21 protein-coding genes, 3 pseudogenes and 1 other annotated feature are annotated in these 24,126 nt (G+C 63.7%); of the genes and pseudogenes, 13 read left to right on the top strand and 11 right to left on the bottom strand.

Translation table 11 applies throughout. From position 1 onward, the window contains the following. Positions 1–215: 215 nt before the first annotated feature. From KB201_RS16595 to KB201_RS16575, 5 genes are all read right to left on the bottom strand, one after another. Complete coding sequence (locus KB201_RS16595; RefSeq protein ID WP_182374533.1) at positions 216–1,256, bottom strand: hypothetical protein; 1,041 nt, start codon at positions 1,254–1,256, stop codon at positions 216–218. Between the two features lie 107 nt (positions 1,257–1,363). Then, the gene (locus KB201_RS25085) at positions 1,364–3,247 is read right to left on the bottom strand and encodes an AAA family ATPase (RefSeq protein WP_258325137.1); all 1,884 of its coding nucleotides are present in this window, start codon (positions 3,245–3,247) and stop codon (positions 1,364–1,366) included. Between the two features lie 837 nt (positions 3,248–4,084). After that, positions 4,085–4,744 (bottom strand): hypothetical protein, encoded by a 660-nt coding sequence (locus KB201_RS16585; RefSeq protein WP_182374531.1) that lies wholly within the window; start codon positions 4,742–4,744, stop codon positions 4,085–4,087. A 14-nt stretch (positions 4,745–4,758) separates the two neighbouring features. Beyond that, a complete protein-coding gene (locus KB201_RS25265; RefSeq protein ID WP_350339598.1) occupies positions 4,759–5,214 on the bottom strand; it encodes a helix-turn-helix domain-containing protein in 456 nt (151 codons plus the stop codon). A 433-nt stretch (positions 5,215–5,647) separates the two neighbouring features. Beyond that, on the bottom strand, positions 5,648–6,271 hold the full coding sequence (locus tag KB201_RS16575) for a TetR/AcrR family transcriptional regulator (RefSeq protein WP_182374529.1): 624 nt from the start codon (positions 6,269–6,271) through the stop codon (positions 5,648–5,650). A gap of 110 nt (positions 6,272–6,381) precedes the next feature. Here KB201_RS16575 and KB201_RS16570 point away from each other — a divergent pair. From KB201_RS16570 to KB201_RS16515, 11 genes and pseudogenes are all read left to right on the top strand, one after another. After that, positions 6,382–6,966, top strand: a pseudogene (locus tag KB201_RS16570) (steroid 3-ketoacyl-CoA thiolase); the annotation flags it as partial. A 170-nt stretch (positions 6,967–7,136) separates the two neighbouring features. After that, the gene (locus KB201_RS16565) at positions 7,137–8,249 is read left to right on the top strand and encodes an NDMA-dependent alcohol dehydrogenase (protein ID WP_182374528.1); all 1,113 of its coding nucleotides are present in this window, start codon (positions 7,137–7,139) and stop codon (positions 8,247–8,249) included. A gap of 25 nt (positions 8,250–8,274) precedes the next feature. Beyond that, a complete protein-coding gene (locus KB201_RS16560) occupies positions 8,275–9,723 on the top strand; it encodes an aldehyde dehydrogenase (protein ID WP_182374527.1) in 1,449 nt (482 codons plus the stop codon). Positions 9,724–10,161: 438 nt separating this feature from the next. Beyond that, a pseudogene (locus KB201_RS24925) lies at positions 10,162–10,982 on the top strand (IS3 family transposase); the annotation flags it as partial. Further along, positions 10,446–10,577: a sequence feature (AL1L pseudoknot), on the top strand. It overlaps the preceding pseudogene by 132 nt. A 115-nt stretch (positions 10,983–11,097) precedes the next feature. Next, positions 11,098–11,373, top strand: a complete 276-nt coding sequence (locus KB201_RS16545) for a type II toxin-antitoxin system Phd/YefM family antitoxin (protein ID WP_005203787.1) — start codon at positions 11,098–11,100, stop codon at positions 11,371–11,373. Then, positions 11,370–11,660 (top strand): type II toxin-antitoxin system RelE/ParE family toxin, encoded by a 291-nt coding sequence (locus KB201_RS16540; protein WP_005203789.1) that lies wholly within the window; start codon positions 11,370–11,372, stop codon positions 11,658–11,660. The genes KB201_RS16545 and KB201_RS16540 overlap by 4 nt, the downstream gene beginning before the upstream one ends. A gap of 42 nt (positions 11,661–11,702) precedes the next feature. After that, a complete protein-coding gene (locus tag KB201_RS16535) occupies positions 11,703–11,981 on the top strand; it encodes a hypothetical protein (protein WP_026920106.1) in 279 nt (92 codons plus the stop codon). Between the two features lie 169 nt (positions 11,982–12,150). Further along, a protein-coding gene (locus tag KB201_RS16530; protein ID WP_091344449.1) for an IS3 family transposase occupies positions 12,151–13,403 on the top strand; the annotation gives its coding sequence in 2 pieces (ribosomal slippage) (positions 12,151–12,490 and positions 12,490–13,403; 1,254 coding nt in all). A 43-nt stretch (positions 13,404–13,446) separates the two neighbouring features. Then, positions 13,447–13,764, top strand: a pseudogene (locus KB201_RS25260) (transposase); the annotation flags it as partial. Between the two features lie 340 nt (positions 13,765–14,104). After that, positions 14,105–14,548: an STAS domain-containing protein gene (locus KB201_RS16520; RefSeq protein WP_026920107.1), complete on the top strand. Its 444-nt coding sequence runs from the start codon at positions 14,105–14,107 to the stop codon at positions 14,546–14,548. A gap of 10 nt (positions 14,549–14,558) precedes the next feature. Then, positions 14,559–14,993, top strand: coding sequence for an ATP-binding protein (locus tag KB201_RS16515; RefSeq protein ID WP_020171227.1), 435 nt, complete (start codon positions 14,559–14,561; stop codon positions 14,991–14,993). Positions 14,994–15,256: 263 nt separating this feature from the next. On the opposite strand, the gene KB201_RS16510 is transcribed toward KB201_RS16515, so the two are convergent. From KB201_RS16510 to KB201_RS16485, 6 genes are read right to left on the bottom strand one after another with little or no spacing between them, the layout of a single operon-like run. After that, positions 15,257–15,742 (bottom strand): MaoC/PaaZ C-terminal domain-containing protein, encoded by a 486-nt coding sequence (locus KB201_RS16510; protein ID WP_006897079.1) that lies wholly within the window; start codon positions 15,740–15,742, stop codon positions 15,257–15,259. Continuing rightward, entirely contained in the window at positions 15,739–16,902 is a 1,164-nt protein-coding gene (locus KB201_RS16505) for an acyl-CoA dehydrogenase family protein (protein ID WP_020171228.1), read from the bottom strand. Before KB201_RS16505 ends, KB201_RS16510 begins: the two co-directional genes overlap by 4 nt. A gap of 23 nt (positions 16,903–16,925) precedes the next feature. Continuing rightward, the gene (locus KB201_RS16500) at positions 16,926–17,723 is read right to left on the bottom strand and encodes an enoyl-CoA hydratase/isomerase family protein (RefSeq protein ID WP_008382197.1); all 798 of its coding nucleotides are present in this window, start codon (positions 17,721–17,723) and stop codon (positions 16,926–16,928) included. Beyond that, a complete protein-coding gene (locus KB201_RS16495) occupies positions 17,720–19,393 on the bottom strand; it encodes a long-chain-fatty-acid--CoA ligase (protein ID WP_006897082.1) in 1,674 nt (557 codons plus the stop codon). Before KB201_RS16495 ends, KB201_RS16500 begins: the two co-directional genes overlap by 4 nt. A gap of 52 nt (positions 19,394–19,445) precedes the next feature. Continuing rightward, on the bottom strand, positions 19,446–20,651 hold the full coding sequence (locus KB201_RS16490; protein WP_020171229.1) for a thiolase family protein: 1,206 nt from the start codon (positions 20,649–20,651) through the stop codon (positions 19,446–19,448). A 23-nt stretch (positions 20,652–20,674) separates the two neighbouring features. After that, complete coding sequence (locus KB201_RS16485) at positions 20,675–21,562, bottom strand: CoA transferase (RefSeq protein ID WP_035734503.1); 888 nt, start codon at positions 21,560–21,562, stop codon at positions 20,675–20,677. A 98-nt stretch (positions 21,563–21,660) separates the two neighbouring features. Here KB201_RS16485 and KB201_RS16480 point away from each other — a divergent pair, with 98 nt between their 5' ends. Beyond that, positions 21,661–22,299, top strand: a complete 639-nt coding sequence (locus KB201_RS16480; RefSeq protein ID WP_020171231.1) for a TetR/AcrR family transcriptional regulator — start codon at positions 21,661–21,663, stop codon at positions 22,297–22,299. A 115-nt stretch (positions 22,300–22,414) separates the two neighbouring features. Next, entirely contained in the window at positions 22,415–23,950 is a 1,536-nt protein-coding gene (locus tag KB201_RS16475) for a long-chain fatty acid--CoA ligase (protein WP_058253280.1), read from the top strand. Positions 23,951–24,126 lie beyond the last annotated feature (176 nt).

Here is a 24,126-nt window from a genome sequence, read left to right as displayed (position 1 = left end):
AGGGTGGCCAAGTCTCAAGTAGGGTATCATCCGACAGCCGAGGTGATGCATCTGATGCAATATGCAGTGCCTTACTTGACATAAGGTAGATTATCGGCGCGAACTAGGACGAGTGAAAGTGATTGTGAGGCAGTATATTTACCGCTTCTTGAGTGGCTACCGTAGCCGCCACACCGCAAGCCAACAGCGGATCTGTTGTGGCCGTTATCGTTTCCTCAATCGCAATCCGATGAACTGTTGGTGATCCTCATGGCGCGGCCATCGCGCTCGGTGAACTCGTGTCGGTTGTCGAATGTCGGCAGCTGGCGTCGTTGGTGCGCGAACTCTGCTGCCACCGTCTGGCGAAGGGCCGCGGGAGCAGCCGCGATCGCGTGTTGCTCTACGTGGGAACGAAGGTGCTCAAACAGGTCCCATCCTCGCCGGTGCTCACGCTGACTCATCGGTGAGTCCGGGTATCGACGATCTAGGAACTCACTCAACGGCACAGGTAGTTGCTCACGCCCGAACCGACCCAGAGCGTCAATGTCGCGCCAGCGTTTGAGCAGGACAAAGATGTCGACGCCGCGTTCGGCTAGTCCATCGAGTCTGAGTAGGTCACGCCAGGTGAGAATTGCTGGCACGTGGACTTTGGTGATGTTGGGATTCTCGTTGTACTTGACTACCAGGCCGAATGCTCTGGTGTACACAGCGTTCTCGACCGCGATGTCGCCCGGGATTCCCGCGTCGGGAACAACCACGATCGGGACGAATCTGGTGCGGCCAGTGACCGCCGTACGCAGCCTGTTCCAGCCTCGGTTCATGAAGAGTTCGACGGTGCTGAGTAGCTGTCGGAACTTGGTTGTCGTGAACCGCTGCTCGATCTCGAGTTGCAGCGATTCGATCGTCGCCTCACCTTCCGCGAACGGTTGGGGCAAGTTACGCATGTTGGCGTCGATCAGAATGCAACCGTGCCCACGGAAGAGTGCGAAGTCGCAGATCTTCGGCAGCGTCGACTTTTTCGTTCGCCAGACTCGCTTCATCTCGGCTTCGTCAACAAGGACTGTCTCCCCCGATTCGTCGTAGGTACAGATGCGTTGGAGGACCTCGCCAACGCGTTCCTCGAAGATGTTCCGCATTGCCTCCGCGTAGTGGTCGGCCTTCTTCGAGTCGGTCGCACGCAACATGTGTTCGGTCTCGAGGTAGAGATGGTCTCCGAAGATGCGCTGGATCACGTACTGAAATCTGATAGGCAGCAGTGTGCCGTCGTCGATACGCACAAACGGGGTCTGTTGCAGCTTGTACCGAGTCCACAGCGACGCATTCTCGGATCGTTCCTGCGCCAGCTGTGCGCGCAGGTCTGCGAGCGACACCGTGCAATGGTCCATCAGGAAGTCGACGGCCGCTGGTGGAGCGGCGTATCGAGCGAAGAATTCAGGCTCAATACACGTGAACCCTTCGTGCTTCCAAAGGTTGTAGAACAACCACCCGAGTGACAGGAAGTCGTCTGCTCTGGAGTTGCATGCGACGACCCACCCTGGTCACTCAGCCACGCATTGAGCTCAGTAACTCGTGCTTCCCACTGCTGACGAGTAGGTCGTACCTCCCACTCTGACCTCGCGGACCTCAACACTTCTGACGCCTTTTCCAGGAGCTGCGCTGCACGAATGAACGACGCGGCGCGATCGGAGTGTTCCTCGACGTTCAGGAGCCCGGACGTAAGTCCGCGCAACGCTGTCGACTGTTTGTTCGCTCCGAGTTCAATCTCGGTCGCCAGTTCCTCCGCTGACGCGGATAGCCGGAGTCTGCTCTCAAGCGCCTCGAGTTCCTGGTATTCATCACTTGCCTTGAGCTGCTCGAGATGGCGCAGACGACCCCGCACCTCTTCCAGCTCGCCTCGAATGCGGTCGGCCTTCTCCAACTCGGCGAGCAACTGCCGCAGCTTGTTTCGCTCAGCCTTAAACTTCAGCTGGAGCGATTCATACTCCTCGTCCCACTCTGGTCGCCGAATCTGCGGCATATCATCGAGGATGGTCAGGAAGCTCTGCGGCTCTGATGCCAGCTCATAGATCTGCTTTTGACTGAACACGCGAACCGGCACCCGGTCGGACACACGCCCAGCCTGTGGCTGCCATTGGGATCCGTCCCAAAGCTCGATCTTCGATTGCGTTGGATCAGACCCGGCCCACGTCACCTTCAATGAGCGTCCGTCTCTGACGTACTCGACGGTGATTCGAGTCTCGCTGGTCCACCACCGATGATCCGACTCGACGACGGGATCAAATCTAACTAGATCACCGGCAATGCCTTTTGGCAATTCGCTTGTCCGGCCGAGCGCGAGCCGGAGGAGCTCGATGACAGTTGACTTGCCCACACCGCGGCCGCCGATGAGGCAATTCATCCACGGGCCGAACTGGTACGTTTCGGTGGCTCCTCCGTGGCTCACCTCGAGCGAACGGATATAGCCGTGGTCAACGTCGTTCGGATCGTCGTAGTCCTTGCGGCACCGCCGGATCGACTCGAGCGGATCTGTAAGCGCCAAGCGCAGACCCTCAAGGTCGAGGCGTTCTGCCTTGACGAGGGTGAGGTGCGTGCCGGGTGCCTTAGCAGAGTCCGGGTCTGAGTGAGACCCAGTGGTGAGATGGTGTGCGTCGGAACCTAGGAGCGGCACCCAGCCTGAGGCGTCGGCAGTGCTCAGCGCACTATCATCGATCACCTCAACGGCGTGAATGTGAGGACTTTCACGCAGGACGGCCAAGTCGCGTGGATCGATCCCGAAAACACCCTGCTTCTTGTCTGCATGAGCAGGTACGAACAGTCCACCTAGCTCGTTGACGATCTTCGCCGCAGTTGCAACCGTCACATCGGCCGTTTGGTCACTGCCTCCCCGGGTGCCCTTGTACTGGCACAACGTCAGCGTCTGGTTGACAACCTCGGCTGGGCTCTGGGGATCGAAGATCGCGAGAACGTGAGTCCCATTAGTCACCGTCACCTCGACACCCGGGAAGATGACGAACGGCCTGAGTCCTGGATTCTCGGCCTTAAGATCGGCCAGCGCATCACGCGCTTGCTCGATACCTTCATGAGTGTTGTGATCGGTGACGACGATGCCATCCACGCCGGCGTCGATATAGGCTTGAATCCACTCCTTGAAGGTTGGCTTCGGAGCGCTGCTCCTCACGTCGGCGATACCGCCGTAATCAAATGACGCCGGGGAGTGCGCATGAATGTCAAGACTCCACCAACGCGCCCCCACACCCACCACACCCACCCCTTGATCCGTCATAGCATCGGTTCCGGATTCGTCGGAAACTCCAGCCTGCGTTCGCCCATGCTGAATGTTGTCACGCTAGATGCACTTTCGTGAAACATCCTCGTGCGCATGTTTCGAATCCGTCGAATACCCCGTCCTCACCGTAGGCACCAGGGCCCTTCGGTGTGGCCAAGCGCCCAAGCCCAGGGAGGCCCCAATACTGTTACTCCAAATGCGAGCGGTACCGAAGTGGTGGAGGACAGAGATGTGAGATCCAGTTGGAATCTCGCAAGTCGCTAACAACACCTCTCGGCCATGTCCGGCACCTCTTACGTAATCATCGAACACTGCCGTGCAGCTGTCTATTTCATGGTCTCGTCGATGAAGGAATGCGGTCAGGCCTTCCACCGGCATCTCCACTAGTCACGAATGCGTGAGGAAACTGAACAACATCGAAGATAGACCGACGTATCGGAGTAGGTTTCAGAGTTCAACCGACCCCGTCGACGCATGGCGACTTGAGGAAGACAGCCATCACGCGGTGACGGTGTACAAGCCTGACGTCCACCACACGATCCCATACGGAATGGGGATTCGAGCTTCGGGATTCCGCGTCGGAACGCCGATTTGAGTGATCTGAAGTCTTTCCGACTCGTCAGTCCAGATAGACATCGCCGACATGTCCTGGCGGGGCTCCCTGATCGACCGCGTCGACTACGCCTACGTCGACGGAGCACGCGGCATCGTGCCCATCGGGAGCGGACATCAGGGACTCGTGGTGACTAAGTATCAAGCAGCCGGACAGCGTGTTGCCGTGATCTGGTGGGCAATCTTTCAGTTCTTGGTTACGGTGGCCTACTCTGCGGAAGCGATCCTGTGCATCTCGGCGCGGGCGATCAGTTTCAGGCGTGCCCTGCCGAGAGCGTGTCCGGCGTCCAGTTCGGCGTTGTTGATCCGTTGCCAGCCGTCCAGCCCGATTGGTTGTGTTCCGCGGCCGTCGAGCAGCGAGACGAGGTCCTCGCGGTAACCCTCGCGCGGTGTGTGAATTGGCCTGGCCTGGAAGTCGTCGATCACCGCCCTTGCTACCTCCCGCGCGTCGAGTTTGTTCATGCCTATCCCGCCGGTCGACCCTCGTCGTATCCAACCGGTCACGTAGATGCCATCCATCACGGTGTCGTCGTCTTGCAGCACCCGTCCGCCATCGTTTGGCACGGTGTTGGTGGCCGCGTCGAATGGCAGTCCTGCGATCGATGTTGCGGCGTAGCCGATTGACGGAATCACGAGGCCTGCAGCGGTGATTGTTTCCTGGCCGTCTGGCGCATGGAAGGTGATTGAGTCGACCTGGCCGTCGCCGCAGATCTGTACCGGCGTCGCGTTGTAGTGCAGCCGGACTCGCCGTCCATCGTCATGTGTAGGTCGTGTGCACTGCTGCAGTAGGTCGACCTTGGTCTGGATCGTCGAGTCCGCAGCAGCCTTCATATCGGCAAGAGTCTCCGGATCGACGACGACACTCACCCCGGGCGTTTCCATCAACGCCGCCAACTCTTGGTTGGTGAATGCGCTCTCGCTGGGGCCGCGGCCTCGAGCGAAGTCCGGCCAGCTAGTCTCGCCCGCCTGTTTACTACCTCCGCAAAGCGATGACAGCAATCCCGCCGCCGCGCAGCCTCAGCGCCGCCCTGGCCCGTCGGTCGCGGCCTGACGATGGTTTCCCGGCGCCGCATCTCCCGGCTGATCGTCGCTGGCGAACGGCCCAGTATCCGGGCCTGCCGGTAGCCGGCGTCGGTCAGTTTCTCGATCCGGACGCGCTCGAGCCAGGTCAACGCGTCCGCGCGAGGAACCCCGGCGGGCGATGGGGTAATCGAATGTGGTGGCACCACTTGAGCGTCCCTGACCGCTTCGGCCAGCCGCGTGCGGCCCACTGACACTCGGTGGCCGCCGAACACCCCTGCGACTAGGCCGGTCTCGGTCGGGGCTGACGCCGGCATCGATCTCGTCGAAGAATCGGGCCTTGACCAGTGGCGGCGTTCGGCGGCCACCGGTAATCGCCGGGACGATGCCGAACACACGCGTCCAGATCAGCGCAAGGGTCTGGGGCACACCCGCTACCGATACTCGACCGCGGTGCTGCAACTCACGAAAACCCGCTCCCGAACCTCAGGCGGCAACGGTAGTCGATCTCTGCCTGGCATACAGCACTCCAATCAGGAATGTCGCAGTCACCGATTGAGCCAAGACGTAGCGCCACCGCAAAGACCAACTGCGGCAACTGTATTGTGCAGGTTTCGCCTGCAGTACCGGCGCGGGTCGATATTGCCATTGGTGTGAAATGGACCTGTCCGACATCGGTGCAGACTCTTGGACGGTAGATGTCCAACAGGTGTAGTCACGTGTTAGCGCAACCTTCTATCACCGATTAGGCTATGAAGGCTCCGCTGTGCGAAGTCCTTCTGGGGCTCCGACATTGGCGCTGGCGCGGACGATCAGTTGCGGCTTGCACGTCTTTTCGGTATCGAGCTGAGCCCACATCGCATCGATCATCGGCTGCAGGAACAGATGTCCCAGCTGCCGCACCATCAGCCCGACCACCTGATCGGCGACTGGTCGGCTGGTCGATGCGGCACCTGCCGTGCGCAGTTCGATGACCTGGTTCCGCGATAGGTCGGTGAGCCGTTCCAGCAACCGGCCGTCGCCGCTCGGGTCGAGTAGCGCGCGACGCATGTAGCCGATGAGCGCCGGGTGCTCGTCGAGCATGCGCCGCACCGCCCCATCACGTGCGGCCGCCACTTCGGCAGGAGCACCGTCGCCCGGCACGGACGCGATCGCCGCGGCGTGGCGGTCGACGATGTACTGCTCGACCGCCGATCGCAAGCCGTCCTTGGTCTTGAAATGATGCTGCACCAGTCCGACCGCGACACCCGCGCGCGCCGCCACCGCTCGCATGGATACCGCCGAAACCCCTTCGGCGGCAAAGAGTTCCAGCGCAGCGTTACGAATGCGCGCCTTGGTCGTCAGATCGCTGTCGATCGGCTCCCCGCTGGACATGTCACCTCCACTCGAATGGACATCATACAGATTTCCGCATTTCAGTACATTTGCTCATATTCTAGGACATTCGTATAGTACGATGATCGATACCGTAGCAGGAGGATTTCATGGCAGCTCGAGAAGCAGTGATCGTGGGAGCGGTCCGCACCCCGGTCGGACGGCGAGGCGGCGCGCTGCGCAACTGGCATCCAGTCGATCTGCTCGGCCAGACACTGCGCACGCTGGTCGATCGGACCGGCGTGGACGCATCGCTGATCGATGACGTGATCGCCGGTTGCGTACTGCAGAACGAGGAGCAGGGCGGCAATCTCGGCCGGCACGCGGTCCTGGCCGCGGGACTGCCCGAGTCCGTGCCCGCGGTGACGGTGGACCGGCAGTGCGGCTCCGGACAACAGGCCGTCAGTTTCGCGGCGCAGGCGATCGTGGCCGACTGCGCCGATCTCGTGATCGCCTGCGGCGTCGAGTCGATGTCCCGGGTGCCGATGCCACCGGCGATGAGGCCGGGCGCGCCCCTCGGCCCGCAGTACAGCCCGCGCGAGCTGGTCCGCTATAACGTCGATTCGGAGCGCGGCGAGCTGATGGCGCAGGGCGCGTCGTCGGAGCTGATGAACGCCCGATTCGGCCTGACCCGTGCCGAGCTGGACGACTTCTCGGCGCGTAGTCACGAGCGCGCCTGGGCCGCAACACAAGCCGTCAACAACCGGTGAACAGCTAGACGCCGAACTCAGCCAGTGAATTATCCGCCGATGGTGGCGCTCTGGTTCAACCCCGTGGCGTTGCGATCCACGCTCTGCATGAGTGCGACGCAGCACACTATCCCTGGTTGGCTAACACCCGATTTCTTAAACGATTGGAGTAAGTGATGAAAATGCAAGCAGCGGTTCTCTGGGGTCCCGGTGAGGACTGGAGCGTCGAGGATGTCGAGCTCGACGGACCCCAGGAAGGTGAGGTGCTCATCCGCTACGAAGCGAGCGGGCTATGCCACTCCGATGATCACGCCCGCACTGGTGATATGCCGATCGCGGTACCCACCGTCGGTGGTCACGAGGGTGCAGGAGTCGTTGAAGAAGTCGGTCCGGGAATCAAGAACCTGCAGCCCGGCGACAAGGTCGTCTGCTCGTTTCTGCCAGCATGCGGGCATTGCCGGTGGTGCTCGACTGGGCAACAGAATCTTTGCGACATGGGCGCGTTCATCCTCGCCGGCACCATGCTCGACGGCAGCTACCGCCGCCGCGCCCGTGGAAAGGACCTCGGCGCCCTATCGTTGCTGGGAACCTTCGCTGAGTATGGGACGGTCCACCAAGAATCCGTGGTGAAGGTCGACGACGACGTTCAGCTTGATCGAGCGTGTCTGCTCGGTTGCGGAGTGACGACAGGTTGGGGGGCAGCGGTCAACACCGCAAAGGTCCAACCGGGCGACACAGTTGTCGTCATCGGCTGCGGCGGCATCGGCGCCAGCGCGATCCAAGGTGCCCGAATAGCGGGCGCCGAAAATATCGTCGCGGTGGATATCGTCGAATCAAAGAAGCAGCAGTTAATACCGCTCGGGGCAACACATTTCTGCACGAGCTTCGAGGAGGCCACTGCGCTTGTTGCAGACCTCACCCGCGGTGTGATGGCCGACTCAGCGATTCTCACAGTGGGGGTTGTCGCCGGCGAAATGATCGGACAGACGCTGGAGTTGGTGCGAAAAGGCGGCGTCGGGGTTGTTACTGGTATTGCCCCGGCAACTGAGAACACTGCAACCATCCCGTTGATGATGTTCACGCTCTTTCAAAAGCGTTTGGCTGGAAGCCTCTTCGGCGAAGCCAACCCGAGAGCAGATATTCACCGGCTGCTCAGACTGTACCGAGACGGCCAGCTGAAGCTTGACGAGACTGTCACCGCCGAGTACCAACTCAGCGATATCAATCAGGGATATCAAGACATGTTCGATGGCAAGAACATTCGCGGGATCATCACGCACAGCCACTGAGATGCAAGCACGCACGGAGGAACACATGATCGACCAGAACACGCTGTTCATCGGCGGTACATTGTCACCAGCCCACGCGCCAGAGCGGATCGAGGTATTGTCCGCGGCCACCGAAGAAGTCATAGGAAGCGCACCAGCAGCAGATGCGGACGATGTCGACGCCGCGGTTGCCGCGGCACGACGTGCATTCGACGATCCTCGCGGCTGGTCGGCGTGGAGTCCCGACGAGCGCGCAGCAGCGATCGAGCGGTTTGCTGATGAGTTGGAGGCGCGTGCGCCGCAGCTCACCGAATTGGTCTCGTCCCAAAACGGGATGCCGATTGCCATCGCCGGAATGCTCGAGTCCGGGCTTCCCGCGACCGTATACCGGTATTATGCGAACCTCATTCGGACTACGGAACTGGAGCAGACACGTCCAGGCCTACTCGGTGGCCGCGCGATTGTTCGCCAGGCCCCAGTCGGAGTGGTCGCCGCGATCGTGCCGTGGAACTATCCGAACCTGGTCACTGCACTGAAGGTGGCGCCTGCGTTGGCCGCCGGCTGCACCGTAGTGGTGAAGCCCAGCCCAGAAACAGTCTTGGATTCCTACATTTTCGCCGAAGCGGTCGTTGCTGCGAACATACCGGCGGGAGTCATTAACATCGTTCCTGGGCGGGCGAGTACTGGCTCATACCTCGTATCCCACCCAGGCGTCGATAAGGTCACGTTCACCGGATCGACCGCCGTCGGCCGTCAAATCGCAAAGACCTGTGGCGAGCTACTCCGCCCAGTCACGCTCGAGCTCGGTGGAAAGTCGGCAGCGATCATCCTCGACGATGCTGACCTCACTGCGAACATCGAGGGACTTTTTCAGGCGACGCTACTGAATAACGGTCAGACCTGTGTGCTGAATAGCCGAATTCTTGTTCCTCGCACGAGGTTCGACGAGTCCCTCGAACTCTTCGCCGGACTCGTCAACGGTGCCGTCATCGGTGATCCACTTGATCCGAGTACACAGGTCGGACCGTTGGTCAGCGCTGCGCACCGCAACCGAGTGGAGGCACACATCGCAAAGGCCAAGAGAGACGGTGCGAACATTGTTGCCGGCGGCGGTCGGCCAGCCCACCTCGATCGTGGCTGGTATGTCCAACCCACCCTTTTCTCAGACGTTGATCCGTCAAGTTCCCTTGCACAAGAGGAAGTATTCGGACCGGTACTCGCTCTTATGCCATACGACGATATCGGTCAGGCGGTTCAGATCGCCAACGACTCCGCATACGGATTGGCTGGCACCGTATGGACCGCTGATGAGTCTCACGGTATCAAGATCGCCGAACAAATCGAATCCGGCACGGTAGGCGTCAACTACTACATGCTCGATCCCGTTGCGCCATTCGGCGGTATCAAAGCGAGCGGCTTAGGCCGCGAACTCGGTCCCGAAGGTCTCGCGGCGTGCATGCGGACCCACACGACGTATCTGTCAACGAGCGCGTAGCCGCCCGCGTGTCGTTCCTGCCGCACTGTCCACCGCGCGCAGGAACGACACCGCACTGATCGTGAGGTTATTTACATGACGGCGACCCACAACGACTGGCGCTACGGCGACAAAGTCATAGTGCCAGCACCGTACGCAGTGATACCGGCGTTTGGCTACGTCATCGGTGAACCCGACCGTCTCGGATCCATCCCCATTCGCATGGACGACGGATCCGCCAGCTGGTACCACGCAGACACACTCGTCCGGCTTGCAAGATGATGACGTAACCGCGAGGGATGTCCCGGCGATCTTGTGAGACTTTCTTACTGCTAAGAGCTGCGCTTCGCACGGTGCCGGAACCGTCGGTGATGAATCATCCGGCCAGCATCCGTCAACTGACGAAGTGAACCGTCCTGGGTCTGGTGGAGACCGTGATCTCACCAGGAGAATGCCGGTATGGCTGCACCAAGGAAGTTCGATCCAGAGACCCGCGAGCGGGCTGTGAGGATGTATCACGACCACCTCGCCGAGCACGGCGGCGCGAAACTCGCCGCCCGCGAGCATGTGGGCGCGCTGCTCGACATCAACCAGGCAACGTTGCGCAACTGGATCGAGAAGGATAAGCCGATTGTCACCACACGGGGAACGACGACGGTGGGCGAACAGGACGCCGAACTGGCTGCGCTTCGCAAGGAGAACGCCGAATTACGCAGGGCAAACGAGATTTTGAAGACCGCGTCGGCGTTTTTCGCAGCGGCGGAGGTCGACCGCCGACTGCGGTGATCGTCGACTACATCGACGCTCACAAGGGCCGGTTTGGGGTCGCCCCGATCTGCCGAGTGCTGACCGAGCACGGCGTGCAGATCGCCCCATCCACCTACTACGCCCGCAAACACGCGGGTCCGGTCTCGGCAACACAAATGGCCGAGGCGTACGACGCTCATACCGTCTACCAGGCGTTTCAGCGTAATCGCGGCGTGTACGGCGTTCGTAAACTGTGGCACACGATGCGCCGTGAGGGCCGGGTGATGGGCCGCGATCAGGTAGGCCGGCTGATGGAGATCTGCGGCATCACCGGAGTCGTGCGCGGCAAGCACCGCACAAGCACAACCCAGCGTGATGATCGCGCGCCGCGCCATCCTGATTTAGTGGATCGGCAGTGGTCGCTGCCGTCGCGTCCGGACCAGTGGTGGGTGGCGGATTTCACCTACTGCTGGACGCTGTCGGGATTCGTCTACACAGCGTTTCTGGTCGATGTGTACTCGCGACGGATCATCAGGAGAGGTGTCAAGAAACCATGTACAGTGTATGTAAAGCGTAACTTTACATAATCTAAATTATCGGCTAACAGTATGGCTAGTTTCTGGCCAGTTTATCGGCTAGGCTGGAGGCATGACGACGGTGCCTCTCGGCGAAGCCAAGGACAAGCTCTCCGCGCTCATCGACAGCGCCGAGAGCACGCACGACATCATCACGATCACCAAACACGGCAAACCCGCCGCGGTGCTCATGTCGGCTGACGACCTCGAATCGCTGCACGAAACGATCTACTGGCTCTCACGTGCCGGCATCCGCGAAGCTGTCGCGGCCGCCGACGTCGAGTACGCCGCCGGTCAAACCGTCTCCCTCGAGGACCTGCGCGCCGAACACGGCATGCCGCCCCAGTGAGCGACAACCCCACGGACTCGGCCGATGAGTACCGCGTCGAGGTCGCATCCCCCGCACGCCGCGATCTGCAACGCCTTCCATCCCGGATCGTCCACGCTGTCATCGAGTTCATCTCCGGGCCCCTCGCCGGCAACCCGCACCGCCTCAGCAAACCGCTACGCGACGACCTCGAAGGCCTTCACAGCGCACGCCGCGGCGACTACCGCATCCTGCTGCGCATCGACGATCCCAACCACACCATCGTCATCGTCAAGATCGACCACCGAGCCCACGCCTACCGCACCTAACCCACAGCGCCACAACACGTCCCTGACACCATGAGGAGCATCGTGAACGACTCCGGCCGGACACTCGACCACGCCATCGACGCGCTCTACGACCCCATCAACGCCCTGCAACGCCAGGTCCTCGACATCGAGCGCAGCTACCGCGACCTCGCCCAACGCGACGACCTCGCCACCGACACCCTTGGGGCTCCCACCACTCCCGCCGAAGCCATCGCCGGCATCACCGAAGCACTGGCATCTCTCCGCGATGCGCTCCGCGCCGCTGAAGGACGCCGCGACACTGCCAAGCAGCATGCAGCACGCCTCTACATCGACCACTGACACCTGTCAGAGGCCACCGGCACAATTAGTGCGAAGCCCTCCATCCGCAAGCCATCGACCGCGAGGTGTTGGGCATGCAGGTGGCCACCAGTGAGAGGGGCCTGACCCCGGTTCTTGGACACGCTGAATCCAGCACTTGGTGCTGGGGAAGCGAGATGATCGGAGAACCATGGCCAGGAAGAACTACTCCGAAGAGTTCCGTCGTCAGGCCGTCGACTTGTACGAGTCCACCCCGGGCGCGACGCTGAAGGGCATCGCCACCGATTTGGGGGTCGCGCGGGGCACCCTGAAGCACTGGGTGGGCCAGTACGGCACGGGCAAGAAGACCGCACCCGACGGCACCACGATCCCGCGTCTCGCGAGTCCGGGCGGGCCACCGCCGCCGGACGGACCGGAGACGCCCGAGCAGGAGCTGGCCCGGCTCCGGGCGCGGGTGCGTGAGCTCGAGGTCGAGACCACCAAGCTCTCCACCGAGCGCGAGATCCTCCAGCGGGCGGCCAAGTATTTCGCCGGGGAGACGAACTGGTGAGTCGCTTCCAGTTCGTTGCCGACAACTCCACCACCTTCGAGGTGAAGCGACTGTGTGAGCTCGTCGAGATCGAGCGCTCTTCCTACTACGCGTGGGTCAAGGCCGCTCCCGGGCGTGAGGCCAGGGCGGTCGCGGACGCGGCGCTGGCTGAACGGATCAGGTCCGCACACCAGCAGGACAAGACCTGCGGCGCGCCCCGGATCACTGCCGAGCTCAACGACGGCGCCCCTGCCGGCGAGCGCGTGAACCACAAGCGCGTCGCGCGGGTAATGCGGGCCGAGGGAATCCGTGGCTACGTGAAGAAGCGGAGGGTGCGGACCACGATCCCCGAGCCGTCGGGGCAGAAGGTCCCCGACCTGCTCAAGCGGGACTTCACCGCGAAGGCGGTCAACGAACGCTATGTCGGGGACATCACCTACCTGCCGATCGGGGACGGGACGAACCTGTATCTGGCCACCGTGATCGACTGCTACTCACGCCGGCTGGCCGGGTGGGCGGTCGCCGACCACATGCGTACCGAGCTCGTCGAGGACGCCCTCAAGGCAGCCGCCGCCACCCGGGGCAGCCTCAAGGGCGCGATCTTCCACTCCGACCACGGGTCGGTCTACACCAGCAAGGACTACGCCAAGCTCTGCAAGCAGCTCGGCGTGACCCAGTCCATGGGAGCCGTCGGCTCCTCGGCCGACAACGCTCTGGCCGAGTCGTTCAACGCCACCATCAAGCGCGAGGTCCTCCAAGACGCCGCCTGCCGGCCCGACGAGGCCACCTGCCGCCGCGAGGTCTTCCGCTGGCTCGTCCGCTACAACACCCGCCGCCGTCACTCCTGGTGCGGCTACCTGTCCCCGTCCACCTACGAGGCCCGCCGGGCCGCTACGCTGCCAACCGCTGCGTAATCACCCACCGTGTCCAAGATCCGGGGGTAGGGCCCAGACCAGGGCATCGTGGAACACCTTCTTCGCCGACCTGGTGGCCCGCGACCTGGGCGGGGTGCGCTTGGTGACCTCCGATGCTCATGCCGGGCTCATCGAGGCGATCGCAGCGAACCTGCCCGGCGCGGTATGGCAGCGCTGCCGCACCCACTACGCCGCCAACCTCATGGCAGTGTGCCCCAAGTCCATGTGGCCGGCGGTAAAAGCGATGCTGCACAGCGTGTATGACCAGCCCACCGCCACCGCGGTGCACGAGCAGTTCGACCGGCTCCTCGAATACACCGACAGCCGATTGCCCGAGGTCGCCGACCATGCCCCGGACAGCACAGTGCAAGAGTTTCCGACATCCCCAACCACATCTGATTTGACGAATCGACGATCCACCAGCTCGAATGCGAATCGCGCAATCGAATGCGCAATCTCGAACGCGGTGTCGTGTGACCGTCAGGGGAGGTCTTCCAGCACAGACCCGATGAAGGGCCGCGGCGCCTGACGTCCTCGCCCGACCGCATCGATGTCGGGCAGGCGACCATGACAAGATGGGTAGGCCGGTGCAGCAGGCAGCCGTCGTCATGTCGTCGGTCGGGACCGTGGCCACTCACCAACTGTGTGGCCCCCTTCGATGGAAGCGAGAGTCACCAGTGCAGCCAAACAACCCTGACGCCGTGGTCAACCCTGACGCCGTGGTCAACCCTGACGCGGTGGTCGTCGACGACAGCGGAGACAACGCCGGCCGTGCGTTGCTGACCATCGTCTCCGCCCAGCACGAAGAACTGGTGATCCTGACCGTCCAAGGCAGCATCGACGTGCTCACCGCACCACAACTGTCCGAAGCAGTGACGAACGCGTTGACCGGTCAACCGCGCGGCCTGATCATCGACCTGACCACCACCGACTTCCTGGCCTCGGCCGGCATGGCCGCACTCGTCGCCGCGCACGAGGCCATCGCACCGACCGGACTGTTCGGAGTCGTCGCCGCCACACCCGCGACGTCGCGGCCCCTGACACTCATGGGCCTGGACCAGACGATCGTCCTCTACCCCTCCCTCGCCCACGCCGTCACCGCCATGACCGACCCCACCGGAATGACCGGCACCCCGACTGGGTAGACACGGCGGCGTGGACTCATCACAGCACCTCGATGGCGACTCCACCGGTGACTTCAAACGCTCGGTCGCGGCCACCGCCGAAGCCGCCCACACACTGCGCGAACTGTTCACCCTCTGGGTGACTGCCACTGTCGACGCCGACACCGAACGCCGCGGCGACATCATCCTGGCCGTCTACGAAGCAGTCGCCAACGCCACCGAACACGCCTACAAGAACTCCGCCGAACCCGGAACGGTCACCGTGCACAGCCGACACCGACCCAACGGCGCCCTCGAAATCACCGTCACCGACACCGGCACCTGGGACCCCAGCCCCTCAGAGCGCTTCCGCGGCCGCGGACTAGCACTCATCACCGCGCTGAGCGACACCCACGCACTCACCACCGGACCCGACGGCACCACCGTCACCATGTGCTGGCAACCGATGCCTGTCGTGACGTCATAACGTCTGGTTACCGGTGCTCGATGTGGGTGGCAAGGCGACACGAGTTTTCGGACACTGCTGCCCTGCGGAAACGACTGGTTCTGTGAGTGTCGCGAAATCGATCGCTAGCTAGCGGACGCGCTCGGACGGGGGTTTGACTACCTTGAGCCACCGTCGTGAGGTGGGGTCGTCACGTCCCACGCTGACTTGCGGATACGAGATGAAGGTCGCTTCGTCGATGTAGGGCGGGACCGTGGCTCTTTCTGGTGACGTCCTGCCGTGTGTCAGTTGAAGCCTCCGGACGGTGTCGTGGCCTGCTCTCTTTGCCACATGACGATGGTCAGTTCGGCGTAGAGGACGGTGTGGTCGTCCTGATCGGTCAGCCGCATTTCTATCTTCACTCGCCCGCGTGTTCCGTCGAGAGTGATCTCGGCAATTTGGGCGGTTCCGGTGAGAACGTTGCCGGGTCGGACGGGCACCGGGAACCGTACCCGGTCGAATCCGAGCCCGGCGATCACTGCCCATTGGTTGAGCATTGTTTGTGTGAGCAGCCGTTGAGCGATGGCGATGGTGTGTACCCCGCTGGCGATGAGTCCGCGGAAGTGTCCCTGATCAGCGGCTTCCTCATCGATGTGAAACCACTGGGCGTCCCAGCGGGTGGCGAAGTCGACCAGTTCGGACTTGGAGACGGTGTGATCGCCCAGTTCGAGGATCTGGCCCGGGGTGAAGTCTTCGGCGTAGACGGACGGACTCGGGGGCGCGGCGTTCACAGTGACCTGGCTACGAGCAGCTTCATGATCTCGTTGGTGCCGCCGTAGATCCGCTGCACGCGGGAGGCGGCGTACATCTGGGCGATGGGGTATTCCATCATGTAGCCGTAGCCACCGAACAGCTGTAGGCACTTGTCCACCACGCGGCACTGCATGTCGGTGGCCCACATTTTGATCATGGAGGCGCCGGCGGCGTCCAGGGTGCCCTCGATCTGGCGGCGGATGCCGTCGTCGATCAGCGCCTTGCCGGCGTAGACTTCGGCCTTGCACTCGGCTAGTACGAACTGGGTGTTCTGGAAGTCCAGGAGTTTCTTGCCGAACGCATCGCGCTCTTTGACGTACCGGATGGTCTCGATCACCGCGGCCTCGGCCACCGCCACGCCGGCGACTCCGATGATGAGTCGCTCCCGCGGCAACTGGGTCATGAGTTGGGCGAAGCCGGAGCCCTCCTCGCCAAGGATGTTCTCCACCGGTACCCGCATGTCGTCAAAGAAGAGTTCGCGGGTGTCCCATCCGTGCATGCCGATCTTCTCGAGGACGGCGCCGCGGGAGAAGCCCGCGACGTTATTGTCGACCTCGGCGACTAGTAGGGAGATGCCCTTGCCGCCGGCCGCTGGATCGGTCTTGGCCACGATGACAACCAAGTCGCAGTGGGTGCCGTTGGAGATGAAGGTCTTGGCGCCGTTGACCACGTAGTGGTCGCCGTCGCGGATGGCTGTGGTCTTGACGTTCTGCAGGTCTGAGCCGGTACCAGGCTCGGTCATGGCGACGGCCACCACTTTCTCGCCGGAGGCGAGCCCGGGTAGCCAGCGGCGCTTTTGCTCCTCGGTCCCGTAGGCGTTGATGTAGTGGCTGACGATCGTGGAGTGCACGGTGAAGCCGAACGCGCTGTCGTGCGCGTACGCCAGTTCCTGGGCCACTACAGCCTCGTGGCCGAAGTCGCCTCCCCCGCCGCCGTCCTTTTCGGCGATGTCGGTGAGCAGTAGGCCTGCCGCTCCGGCTCTGTTCCAGAGTTCGCGGTCGACGTGGCCCTGCCGGGCCCAGTCCGCCTGGCGGGGGGTGACTTCTCTGGCGAAGAAGGCGCGGGCGTGGTCCCGTAGCAACTCGTGGGACTCGGTTTGCCAGGTGGGGCGGTGGTCGGGGAACAGGGTGGTGGTCATGATCTTGTCCTTGTCGGGCCGGGTCAGCGGCCGGTGAAGTTCGGCGAACGCTTGGCCACGAAGGCGGCCTGGCCCTCGTGGCTGTCGTCTGAGGCGAGTGAATAGACGAAGTTGCGCTTTTCGTGCTCGAGCCCTGCGGCTATCGACCCGGTCTGCGCGGCCAGGGCGGCGTCTTTGGCCAGGGCCACGGCCAGCGGGGAATTAGCCGAGATCCGCTGCGCCAGGGCGATCGCCTGTTCGACGACCTCGTCGTCGTCGACCACCTTTCCCACCAGGCCGAGGGTGGCGGCCTCGGTCCCGGTGACCAGGTCGCCGCTGAGCAGCAGTGCCATGGCGCGAGGTTTGCCGAGCGCCCGGATGAGTCGTTGGGTGCCGCCGCCGCCGGGGATGACGCCGAGCTTGACCTCGGGTAATCCAAGGCGGGCACCCTGGCCGACGATGCTGGTGTCGCAGGCCAGGACGAGTTCGAGCCCGCCCCCCAGGGCCAGGCCCTCGACGGCTGCGATCACCGGTTTGGGGAAGTTCTCCAGGTCGGCCCATAGAGTCCCCCCGGAGGCCCGCCGCTGCCCGATCAACGGATCGGCCCGCAGGGCGTCGAACGCGGTGATGTCTGCTCCAGCGCAGAACACGCCGCTCGCGCCGGCCAAAACTATGGCGCGCACGGAGTCATCGGTCCGCAGCTCGGCTAGGTGCCCGTTCAAGGCTGCGAACACCGCGGCGTTCAGTGCATTCCGGGCCTCGGGTCGGTTGATGCGCAGGATCGCGACGGCTCCGCGTCGTTCGCTGCGCACCACATCATCGTGTCCGCTCCGGTTGTTCATTCCTCGGCTCCCCGGTAGAGATCGGCGTGGTCGGTGCGTAGCGTCTTTTTGTCCAACTTGCCGACGCTGGTGCGCGGCAGCGCGTCGGCGAAGATGACGATGTCGGGCAGTTGCCACTTGGCGAACTTGTCTTCCAACACGGCGTGGATGTCGTCGACGTCAAGATCGGCACCGTCTTCTTGGACGACGATCGCAACCGGGCGCTCTTGCCACTTGGGATGCTCGATCCCCACCACGGCGGCTTCGCGGACCTGTGGGTGGGCGACGATCGCGTTTTCCATGTCGATCGAGGAGATCCATTCGCCGCCGCTTTTGACCACGTCCTTGATGCGGTCGGTCAGCTTGAGGTAGCCGTCGGGGCGGATCGTGCCGGCATCGCCGCTGCGCCACCACCCATCGGCGAACGCGCCGCCTTTGTCTTCCATCTTGTGGTAGCGCTCGATGATCCACGGGCCGCGCATGAGCACCTCGCCCTGGGAGACACCGTCGTGGGGTAGTTCGGTTCCGTCCGGTCCGACGACCTTGATGTCGATCCCGTTGACCAGCAGACCCTGGGCCCGCTTGAGATCCCACTTCTCCTTCTCACTGAGCACGTCCCGCAGCGTGTGCTTCAGGCCTGCGTTGACGGTGACCAGCGGAGTGGTCTCCGTGGCGCCGTAGGCGTGGATGATGTCGGCGCCGGTGAGGTCATGGAAGCCGCGCATGAGCGTGAGCGACGGTTCGGTCGCCCCGGACAGCAGACGGGCGCGGCTGAAGTCCGGGCGCGTCTTGAGTGTGCGGATGTAGTCGAGCATCGGCTCGAAGATCGCGGGGGCACCGTTGGCTACGGTGACGGACTCGGAGATCATCGCGTCAACCAGCACAGAGGTGTCCTCGGCCGTATACCGTCCGGGCAGCACGACCTTGGCGGCCGAGTAGATGGCCGACTGCGGCAGTCCCCAGCCCTGGCCGTGGAACATCGGGGTGATGACCATGACGGTGTCGTCGTCGCCCATCTTCAACTGCGCTGCCTCGGCAAGAGTGTGGAGGTAGATCCCGCGATGGGAGTAGTACACGCCCTTGGGGCGGCCGGTGGTGCCGGTGGTGTAGCACGCGCTGTACGCCGAAGTTTCGTCGATCATCGGCCAGTCGAAGGTCGATTCCGCGGCCGTCAGCGCGTCTTCCCAGTGGACGACCCCGGGCAGGGTGGTGGAGATCTCCGAGAGTGGCTTGTCCGTCATGACCACCCAGGTCTTCACCCCGACGCCCTGCTCGACCAGCGCCTCGGCCACGGGCAGCAGGGACTCGTCGACCAGCACGATCGAGGCTTCGGCGTGGTCGGTGACATAGGCCAGGTCCACCGGGGCGAGCCGCAGGTTCATCTGCAGCATCACCGATGCGATACCGGGAATCGCCCAGTACAGCTCCATATGGCGTTTGGAGTTCCAATCCAGGATTCCCACCACCGTTCCGGGGCCGGCCCCCAGCCCGGTGAGCGCGTGGGCTGACTTCCCGACCCGCTCGAACATGTCTGCGTAGGTGTAGCGGTCCCAGCCCCCGTCGATGGTGCGGAATACGATCTCCTGCTCGGGGTAGGTCCGGGCGGAGTGCCGCAGCAGGGTGGTGGTGTTGAGCTGGTAACTGTCACCGTGTGTCGACGGCAGACCGGTGACGATGGGGTGGGACGTCATGTTGGTGCTCCTGAAGTGGGGTTGGGACGGTGGCTGGGACGGAGGGGGCTCGTCAGAGGCGTTCGATGATGGTGGTGTTAGCGGTGCCGTGGGCTTCGCAGATGGTCTGTAGCCCGTATCGGCTGCCGGTGCGTTCGAGCTCGGTCAGCAGGTCCGTCATCATGCGGGCGCCGGTGGATCCGAGGGGGTGGCCGACAGCCACCGAGCCGCCGTTGACGTTGAGTTTGTCGTCGGGGACGCCGAACTCTTTTTGGAACATCAGCGGTACTCCCGCGAACGCTTCGTTGACCTCGAACAGGTCGATATCGTCCACCGTGAGCCCCGACCGGTCCAGGGCCTTGCGGGTGGACTCGAGGATTGCGGTGAACTGGATGATCGGATCGGCCGCGGCGACCGCGTGGACCACGAAGCGGGCGCGGGGGGTGAGCCCGTGGGCCTCGGCGAACTCGCGGTCGGCGATGAGTAGTGCGGCGGCGCCGTCGCTGAGCTGGGAGGAGTTGGCTGCGGTGGTCTTGCCGTCTTCGGCGAACACCGCCCGCAGGGACGCCATCTTCTCTGGGTCGAGCTCGGCCCGGATCCCCTCATCCGCGGTCACGGGCTCGCTGGAGTCATCGAGCGGGTCGCGGCGCAGCGGAACCAGCTGGGTCTCGAAGCGGCCGTCGCGGGTGGCAGCCAGCGCCCGCTCGTGGCTCCGGCGGCTGAAGGCGTCGAGTTCCTCCCGGCTGAGGTCGAAGCGGGTGTTCATCAGCTCACTGGACGGGCCTTGAGCCAGCAGTCCGCCGTCGTAGCGGGCCAGTTCGCGGGGGGAGTATTGCGGGCCTAGCGGGGCGCCGGGTTGTAATGAGGATGGCAGCGCCACCTGTGACATCGACTCCACGCCGCATGCGATGGCGAGGTCGTAGGACCCCGCCTCCACACCGTGGGCGGCAAATGCGACAGCTTGCTGCCCCGAGCCGCACTGTCGGTCCACGGTCACGGCCGGCACCGAATCGGGCAGGCCGGAGGAGAGCACCGCATGGCGAGCGATGTTGGAGCTCTGCTGGTCGTGCGTCATCACACAGCCAGCGATCACGTCGTCGATTTTCTCCGGCGCCACATCACTGCGGCGAACCAGTTCACTGAGGGTGGCCCCCAGCAGATCGGCGGGATGCCAGGCGGCCAGCGCCCCGCCGCGCTTGCCGACCGGGGTCCGGACGGCATCGACGATCACGGCCTCGCGGGTGGCTCGGGAACTACGGGGCTGGGGGGAGTCGGTCATGACTGGGTCCTTCCTCAAGGTGGTCAGGTGGTGGGCGCCGTGGGCGCGTGAGTGGTCTGCGCTGTGGCCGGGTGGGCATCGCGAACGGCGGTGAGCGGGATGTCGTGGCGCGCGGCCAGATCCTCCCAGTGGGCCGTGGTGTGCGCGGCGAAGGCGCGGGTGTAGGCGGCGGATGTGCCGTCGCAATCGAGTACTTCTCTGGTGCGGGCCTCGAAGTGCGGTTCGAGTGCCCCCAGGGCGATGTGGCCGTCGGCGGTGGCATAGATGTTGTAGGAGGGCAGAGCCCCGCCCAGTGGTGCTCCATTGCCAAACAGGCCGTGCCGGAGGGCAGCCGCGGAGTCGTACGCGGCCGCGTCGAGAGTGATGCGTTGATGTCCGCCGGAGTCGTGCTGTCCCCGGGCCAGCAGCAGGGCCAGGGCGGCCGAGATGGCCCGCTCCCCACCGACGGTGTCGGCGACCGGGACCAGCGGCAGGTGCGGCGGCCGGATGGTGCCGTATCTCGCCTGATAGGTCAGGTCGTGGCCCGCGACCTCCTCGTCGGCGCCGTCGTAGCCCACGATCTCCACATGGCACAACCGCGGGTAGCGGTCGCTGAGATCGCCGAGGCCGAGTCGGCAGAACGCTGACGGGCGCATGGCGGTCACCAACACGTCCGCCGTATCGAGCAGCGTGGTCAGCTCCTCCAGTCCGCTACGACTCTTGAGGTCGGCCCGACGAACCTCCACCCCCTGTGTCAGTTCTGAGTACCAGGAGGGCGCGGCCACGGCCAAGGCGTCACCCACCGGCGGCTCCACTTTGATCACCGCGGCGCCGAGGTCGCGTAGGCCTGCCACGGCTAGCGGACCGGGCAGGTTGGTAGCCAATGAGACGACCTGTATGCCGGCTAGGGGTCGGAGCGATCGAAGACTCATTTCAGCGACTATACAAGTAGTCAGTAAACTTGTCCACTGTATAGCGTTAACGGCTGGCACATCCCAGTAGACTCGTTCGTCAACCGAAGGGAGACCGCGTGGACCGCCCCGCCCAGCACTCCGGCGACCAGGACCTCACCGCCAAAGCGCGAATCCGTAACGCTGCTCTCGAGCTCTATGCGGCCAACGGCGAGGACCGCACACCGATGCGTGCGGTCGCGGCCGCCGCCGGGGTTACCGTAGGGCTGGTGGTCCATCACTACGGGTCCAAAGACGGCCTGCGCGAGGCTGTGGAGCAGATCGTCGTGGAGCGTTTTGCGTCGGCCCTTGCTTCGGCGCCGACCGACGGGGCCGGCGAAGAAATCGCTCGCGTCCGGAATGAATCCGTCGCGGAAATGCTGGTCAGAAACCCGGAGGTGGTCAACTATCTCCGACGGGCGCTACTCGAACCCGGCGGCCAGCGGGGGCAACTGCTGGAGCGGCTCACCGAACTTACCCACCGGGAGGTCGTTGCGATGCGCGAGACCGGCGCGGCCTCGCGGGGCCGCGCCGACTCCGTCCAGGTGGTCGACGTGATCATCAACCAGATGGGCCGACTGTTCCTGCAGCCGCTGGTGGATGCCGTCTGGACCCACCTCGGGACCTTCACCCACACCGAGGGGCACAGCAAGCCCGAGCTCGGCGTGAGCGTGTCCGGGGGAGGAGCTGTCGATCGTTCCCACGGGTCAGCCACCTGACCCGAGTTTCTCTTTCGCTGAACGTCTGTACAAGAACCGCGTTGGCGGTTACTGTTTCTGCTGTGTCCGGGGTCACATACCCGATCCCGGAGTCTTCAACACCTCAGGAGTCACCATGGCCACTCTCGGAGGCGCCCTCGCGCTCAATGCCCGCCGGCACCCGGACAAGACCGCACTGATCTTCGGCGAGAGCACCTACTCGTACGAGCAGCTCGCGGCCCGGATCAATCAGTATGCGCACGCGTTGGCGTCGCTCGGAGTCGGCAAGGGCGACAGGGTGGCACTGCTGAGTCCGAACTCCGACGCGTACATCCTGGGCCTGTACGGAGCGTTCCGACTGGGGGCCATTGCCGTGCCTCTCAACCCTCGCGTGCCGGCCCGCGAACTTCGCTACCTGCTCGAGGACTCCGGTGCGACGGTGCTGCTGTACTCCGAGGGGCTCGCGGTGGTGGTGGCCGGCCTCGACGAACTCGATCCGCTGCCGTCCGCGCCGCAAAGTCTGGTGCTGGACGAGCCCGCCGCGCAGGGCATCGCGCGGCTCGCAGACACCATGCCGACCACCGCGCCGGAAGTGGAGGTCATCGAGGACGACGACTGCATTATCCTCTACACCTCGGGCACGACCGGGCGTCCCAAGGGAGCGTTGTTCGACCATCACCGCATGCTGTGGGTGGGGAACTCGGTTTCCGCACTCGGTATGAATATCTTCGACCGGAATCTGCACGTCGCGCCGATGTACCACTGCGCGGAGCTGGTCCTGTTCGTTATGTCAGGGTTCAGCCTGGGCACCACTCACGTGGTGCTGCCAGCGTTCGAGCCCAAGGCGGTCCTGGATGCGCTGGAGAAGCACCGCATCACCGTGTTCCTGGGCGTGCCCACCATGTACCAGATGCTGCTGCAGCACCCCGAGCTCGGCACGCGCGATCTGTCCGCGTGGCGGCTGGGCTTCTTCGGCGCCGCACCAATGCCGCCGAGCGCGGCGACCAGCTTGCTCGCCACCCTGCCGCACGTGCAGTTCTTCCAGCTGTGCGGCCAAACCGAAGGCGGCCCGACCGGCATCTTCCTCACTCCGGACGAAGTACGCGCCCGCCCAGATGCCACCGGACGGGCGTCCATCACTAACGCCGAGACGCGGATCGTCGACGACGAGGGCAACGACACCGCGGTCGGCGAGCCCGGGGAGATCATTTACCGAGGCGAGACCATCATGAAGGGCTACTGGAACAAGCCCGAGGCCACCGCCGATGCGCTCCGCGACGGCTGGCTGCACAGCGGCGACGTGGCGGTCCGGGACGCCGACGGGTTTATCACGATCGTTGATCGGATGAAGGACATGATCATCACGGGCGGGCGCAACGTGTACTCGGTGGAGGTCGAACAGGCCCTCGCCGGCCACCCGGACGTGGCCGATGTGGCGGTCGTCGGGCGGCCGGACGAGATGTTCGGGGAGAGCCTCATCGCCGTCGTCACCCCGGTCGAGGGCCGCGAGGTCACCTTGGAGTTGCTCCGCGAGTACGGATCCCAGTTCATTGCGGGTTACAAGCTTCCGCGCGAGCTCATCACCCGGCCCATTCCCCGTAACCCCTCGGGGAAGATTCTCAAGCACGTGCTGCGTGATGCAATCACGGAAGGCACAGTCGCCACCAGCTAACAATCGGATAGCTCGTTAGGCTCCTCTACCAAGCCACCTGCCATTTGGCCCGCTCTGGGAGAGGTCGAGTTCGCGGGATACTCGGCGTCGCCTACTTGTCATAACGTACATTATCGGCACATTAAAACAGCTGGGGGACAGGCACTTTTACTAGAAAGTGACATAACTTGGACTGA

It is taken from the genome of Gordonia sp. SCSIO 19800 (assembly GCF_018132775.1).
Lineage (GTDB): Bacteria > Actinomycetota > Actinomycetes > Mycobacteriales > Mycobacteriaceae > Gordonia > Gordonia hongkongensis.
Note: the sequence above shows the minus strand (reverse complement) of the source record. Positions and strands in the feature narration are given on the sequence as shown.

Coding starts and splice junctions, on each gene's coding strand:
- KB201_RS16485 (WP_035734503.1), bottom strand. CDS start 21,562: ATGAGTCTTCGATCGCTCCGACCCCTAGCCGGCATACAGGTCGTCTCA.
- KB201_RS16500 (WP_008382197.1), bottom strand. CDS start 17,723: ATGAACAACCGGAGCGGACACGATGATGTGGTGCGCAGCGAACGACGC.
- KB201_RS16475 (WP_058253280.1), top strand. CDS start 22,415: ATGGCCACTCTCGGAGGCGCCCTCGCGCTCAATGCCCGCCGGCACCCG.
- KB201_RS16495 (WP_006897082.1), bottom strand. CDS start 19,393: ATGACGTCCCACCCCATCGTCACCGGTCTGCCGTCGACACACGGTGAC.
- KB201_RS16505 (WP_020171228.1), bottom strand. CDS start 16,902: ATGACCACCACCCTGTTCCCCGACCACCGCCCCACCTGGCAAACCGAG.
- KB201_RS16490 (WP_020171229.1), bottom strand. CDS start 20,651: ATGACCGACTCCCCCCAGCCCCGTAGTTCCCGAGCCACCCGCGAGGCC.
- KB201_RS16565 (WP_182374528.1), top strand. CDS start 7,137: ATGAAAATGCAAGCAGCGGTTCTCTGGGGTCCCGGTGAGGACTGGAGC.
- KB201_RS25265 (WP_350339598.1), bottom strand. CDS start 5,214: ATGCCGGCGTCAGCCCCGACCGAGACCGGCCTAGTCGCAGGGGTGTTC.
- KB201_RS16560 (WP_182374527.1), top strand. CDS start 8,275: ATGATCGACCAGAACACGCTGTTCATCGGCGGTACATTGTCACCAGCC.
- KB201_RS16545 (WP_005203787.1), top strand. CDS start 11,098: ATGACGACGGTGCCTCTCGGCGAAGCCAAGGACAAGCTCTCCGCGCTC.
- KB201_RS16575 (WP_182374529.1), bottom strand. CDS start 6,271: ATGTCCAGCGGGGAGCCGATCGACAGCGATCTGACGACCAAGGCGCGC.